The following is a 1,041-nucleotide window of genomic DNA, read 5'->3' as shown; positions in this document are numbered from 1 at the left end:
TGTAAAAGTCATTTATTTCGGTAACGGATTTATCATTTCGATTGGCTTTTTTCCATCAATTCCCTGATGGGGTCTTTCATGATTATAGTAATATAAATATTGTAATAATTCTTCTTTTAGTTCATCTTGAGAATCAAAATCGGTATCTCTTAATAAATCCTCTTCCAGAGTCCGCCAGAACCGTTCTACTTTTCCATTTGTCTGCGGACGGTAAGGTCTTGTATATCTATGTACGATCCCAAGTTCCATAAGCATTCTTTCAAAAGGATGCTGGCTTTTTACTTTGCTTGTTTTGATTCCAAATTCAGCGCCATTGTCGGATAATATCTCTTCAAATTTTATCTCATAATGGCTGCTTAAGATGTTTAAGCATTTTAGCGAAGCAAACATTACTGTTAAGCTCGTTATATCTGGAACTAATTCGGCCCAGGCAATCCGGCTGTAATCATCAATTACACAGACTAAATAGAGCTTTTTGTTTTCTCCACGAATTATGCTTTTACTTAAATAATGACAATCGATATGACCCAGCTGTCCCATTCTTTCCTTGATTATTTTCTGATGATTCTTTTTAATCTTCGGAGTTAATCTATTTATTTTATGCCGTTTTAAAATGTTATAAACTCCAGAATATGATGGTGTGTGTTTTCCTAATTTGGGATTTAAGATACTAACAATTTCATATTTGTTGTTTCCTTTTTCTCTTAATTCGATTACTTTTTGTTCTATAAAAGGTAAAGGACGTCTTGTTTTATATTTTGGACCGCGTTTTTGAGGCAGTAAATCTATCGATTTTCCGCTCTGCTTATAGCGATTATAATATTTTAAAAAACTTTTTCGGCAGGTGTCATTGGCTGTGTAAAAATCCATCGCCTTTTTATGCACTGGATGAGTCTTGCTTTTTACCTGCTCATATTCTTTTATCAAAAAGCGATACTTCTCTAAATAGTTTCTCTCTAATGTTGAATCCTGACTGTTATTTCTCATCGCAACAAAATTTATTAAAGTTAAATTTTGTTACCGAATTATCTAACATTTACA

The 1,041-nt window shown here is 32.9% G+C and carries 1 protein-coding gene; it reads right to left on the bottom strand.

Annotation, left to right across the window (positions count from 1 at the left end):
• Positions 1-12 precede the first annotated feature (12 nt).
• On the bottom strand, positions 13-987 hold the full coding sequence (locus RB618_RS23670; protein WP_308071091.1) for an integrase core domain-containing protein: 975 nt from the start codon (positions 985-987) through the stop codon (positions 13-15).
• Between the last annotated feature and the right edge of the window lie 54 nt (positions 988-1,041).

This window comes from Flavobacterium sp. LHD-85 (genome assembly GCF_030929595.1).
Taxonomy (GTDB): Bacteria; Bacteroidota; Bacteroidia; order Flavobacteriales; family Flavobacteriaceae; genus Flavobacterium.
The sequence above is the reverse complement of the archived record's forward strand: the minus strand, read 5'-3'. Positions and strand labels throughout refer to the sequence as shown.